This window comes from Paenibacillus sp. NRS-1782 (assembly GCF_050467685.1).
In the GTDB taxonomy this organism is placed as follows: domain Bacteria; phylum Bacillota; class Bacilli; order Paenibacillales; family Paenibacillaceae; genus Paenibacillus; species Paenibacillus terrae_A.
Genome location: NZ_JBITPH010000131.1, coordinates 1 through 2,569 on the forward strand (window position 1 = coordinate 1; position 2,569 = coordinate 2,569).

3 protein-coding genes and 1 pseudogene are annotated in these 2,569 nt (G+C 47.3%); 1 reads left to right on the plus strand and 3 read right to left on the minus strand.

The features are described from left to right. Nucleotides 1–231: pseudogene (locus tag ACIFQM_RS25035) on the plus strand (DUF3102 domain-containing protein); the annotation flags it as partial. Nucleotides 232–419: 188 nt separating this feature from the next. On the opposite strand, the gene ACIFQM_RS25040 reads toward ACIFQM_RS25035, so the two are convergent. The 3 genes from ACIFQM_RS25040 to ACIFQM_RS25050 all read right to left on the minus strand — a co-directional run bounded on the left by ACIFQM_RS25040 (nucleotide 420) and on the right by ACIFQM_RS25050 (nucleotide 2,371). After that, nucleotides 420–977, minus strand: coding sequence for a hypothetical protein (locus ACIFQM_RS25040; protein WP_430066430.1), 558 nt, complete (start codon nucleotides 975–977; stop codon nucleotides 420–422). 16 nt (nucleotides 978–993) lie between these two features. Then, nucleotides 994–1,248 (minus strand): hypothetical protein, encoded by a 255-nt coding sequence (locus ACIFQM_RS25045; RefSeq protein WP_430066432.1) that lies wholly within the window; start codon nucleotides 1,246–1,248, stop codon nucleotides 994–996. A 148-nt stretch (nucleotides 1,249–1,396) separates the two neighbouring features. Then, nucleotides 1,397–2,371 carry a tyrosine-type recombinase/integrase gene (locus tag ACIFQM_RS25050; RefSeq protein WP_430066434.1) on the minus strand — a complete coding sequence of 325 codons (975 nt, stop codon included), beginning with the start codon at nucleotides 2,369–2,371 and terminating at the stop codon, nucleotides 1,397–1,399. Between the last annotated feature and the right edge of the window lie 198 nt (nucleotides 2,372–2,569).

Below are 2,569 nucleotides of genomic sequence, written 5' to 3' on the forward strand. Positions count from 1 at the left end.
GACATCGACCGCGCATCTTTCGTATCGTCACCGCACGCCATCCCGTCAACAGGCGCCACCAAAACCGTCGATGAAATGACCGTGCGTGAATTACGCGAAGTTAAAGCAGCGCTGAGGGCCGAACGTGAGGCACGGGAACTTGCGGAGGCACGCGCAGAGAAAGCGGAGGACGATTACGGCCTTATGTGCGATACGCTCGAAGCAGTGCGTGCGCAACCGCCGTGCATTTAACGCACGAAGGCCGAAAGGATACGCGTATTGTGCGTCCCCCTGGCGGAGGCTCCCATAAACGACGAAAAAGCCCGTAATCCTCTGCGTTGAGGACACGGGCTTTTAACGTGAAATTAGGCGTTTATGGCGCTACCCTTGCGTAGGTATTCAAGGCGGAGTTAAGGCGCTTATTTGCGGTGAAAATGCGCTTAGTAATTAGGTGCGCGCTTTGATTGAAACCCCTCCCCCGAATTACATCCGTACAATCTGAATAATTCAGTTATAAAAGCATCGACAATTTCAGGAGCCCCATTCGCCATTCTTTTAACACTCCCATCCTCGTACACAATGGAAGCATAGGAGGTGCTATAATGGATAATTTTATTTCTCACATCAGTCAGCTCTAAATATGATGTTTTAGTTTTCTCCGTGAACTTCTGCTTTAGTAATCGTTCGACCGTTTTAATTTTACTTCTAATTGTCTTGAAACTCTTTGGCGGTATCTCATTAAAATCATTAAGATTCTTTAGCAAAACAAGGTCATCGGGCTTCAAGGAATTTTCATTCTGTTTAAGATGTTTATGTACTATTTTTGATATCGCTGCTTCAGCCGAGGCACAAAAGTTTATAATTGCAGACCTATAAAATCTATATTGCGCAAACTCATAATCCGAAGTTTCACCTTCTTGAAGGTAATAAAGAGCATCATTAAACATTTCGGCCATGTATGATCTAGTACTGAAAAACGCGTCTTGTTCCGAGGCCATTTCGCCAACTCCTTCTTTATCCAGACCATGATACGTACAACCCGATCACCGTACCTAACACCCCGCACGCAACTGATAGCGCCATAATTGCGACACCTTGGACGTCCTTACCGGACTTTTTCGTCAAGTATCCGAACACAACGCCAGCGGCTCCGATAAGTAACGGGAAGAACAACAGCGATACGACAACGCAAAGCCATCCGAGTATTGGATAAACGTTAGGCTGCGTCTTCTTCCGTTCAAATCGTGCTTCGAACTTATCGCTCTCCAAACCGAATCCCCTCCGTTATCTCACGTTTACCTAAATAATACCATTGGACTAGTACGTTGTCACTAAAAGAAAAACGGACCCACCTACGCATTATTGCGCAAATGAGTCCGTAAGTTACTAGACGAACGTTCACGATGGACACTCGTCTCTATTCAAATAACCCCTCCAATGGGGAGTGCCGCCTGTGTTTCTCCGCGACGTCCGTTCCCCAAAGGCTTACGTATAATTTAACGACGTCCAGACTTGTGTGGCCTAGTATTTTTTGCAGTGAGAAGACATCTCCACCACGCATAATATACATTTTTGCCCCTGTGTGTCTTATCGTATGTGGTGAACAGCGGACTCCTTGTATGCCCGCCTCTTTGCCGAGTCCGGCTATTGTCTGCTGTATCGAGCGCTTCTTGAGCGGATTATTATCAATGTTGACGAAGAGAAAGTCATGATCGAGAGGCCCGCGGATATTTATGTACTCCTGCAGGTGTTTTTCGAGCGTATTCTGAAACGGCACAACCCGTTCCTTACGCCCCTTACCCATTACCGTAATCGTCCGATCGCGCCAATTGATACTCCGCAGGCGAATCCCTTCTAACTCCGATATGCGGATCATCGTGTCGAGTAATGTGAGTAACACCACATAGTTCCGATACCCTGTAAATGTTGTCTTCTCTGGCGCGTCCAGGAGTCTCCGTAGCTGATCTTTCGTGAATGTCTCGATAACACGTCGCTCAGCTTTAATAAGCTTGATACCTGCCCCCACATTCTCTGTGATGTGCCCCTCGTTGTACGCATGGTTAAAGAAGGCACGCCATCCCCGGACAAACGTATTCACAGTTATATCCACAACCCCGGACTCCTGTCGCATCAATATACACTCGCCCACATGCTCCGAACGTACGTCGATCGGCCGCGTTATTCCCTGTTCGTACATCAAATCTTTCAGCGAGCGTAGAACATTCCTGTAATACTTGAGAGTCTCATCCGTTAGATTTTTGACGCGGCACTGCCGTATAAACGAAGCGATCGCGATATCAAAGTCTAGCGATTCTGCCGGTTGCTTCGTAACGGAGTCGGCCGTTACGGCTGCGATTGTATTCGCGCGTCTTCCTCGGTGGTTTCCAGACATATCAAAAAGCACCTCCGTATTCGTTTTATTCGTCGTCTAACGAAAAGAACGTGTATACGTGGTGCGTACATCGTTTAGATTCGGTTTTTGCGATGCGCGAAATGCGTGCGATAGACCTTCGTTTCAGCTACCGTAAGTCAACGTTTGGTTACGAAAACTATGCGAAACCTAGCGAGTGATCCTAAGTCTAGTGCGTCT

Coding starts and splice junctions, on each gene's coding strand:
- ACIFQM_RS25050 (WP_430066434.1), bottom strand. CDS start 2,371: ATGTCTGGAAACCACCGAGGAAGACGCGCGAATACAATCGCAGCCGTA.
- ACIFQM_RS25040 (WP_430066430.1), bottom strand. CDS start 977: ATGGCCTCGGAACAAGACGCGTTTTTCAGTACTAGATCATACATGGCC.